Source organism: Tritonibacter sp. SIMBA_163 (assembly GCF_046535935.1).
GTDB lineage: Bacteria > Pseudomonadota > Alphaproteobacteria > Rhodobacterales > Rhodobacteraceae > Epibacterium > Epibacterium scottomollicae.
Genome location: NZ_JAWJBP010001373.1, coordinates 1 through 234, shown reverse-complemented (window position 1 = coordinate 234; position 234 = coordinate 1). Strand labels below are relative to the sequence as shown.

The following is a 234-nucleotide window of genomic DNA, read 5'->3' as shown; positions in this document are numbered from 1 at the left end:
ATCTGGAGAATAAGGTGCTGAAGGCGTTGGAGACGCTTCCACCGGTTTTTCCTGAGTCTCTTTGCTTGATACTCTCGGGAGAGAGGGAATCCCCGCTACCGAAACCGCAGCAACCGCTTCTTGTTCCCCCGGTAAATGCACTAAATGACCTAACCCGCCACAAGTGGAACAAGTTTGTCCAAAAATCTCATAAAGGCTTTGTCCTTGGCGTTTACGGGTTAACTCAATCAATCC

The 234-nt window shown here is 49.1% G+C and carries 1 protein-coding gene; it reads right to left on the bottom strand.

Annotation, left to right across the window (positions count from 1 at the left end; translation table 11 throughout):
• Window positions 1–234: hypothetical protein (locus tag R0J92_RS26775; RefSeq protein ID WP_411053915.1), on the bottom strand; the 234-nt coding region annotated here is incomplete at both ends.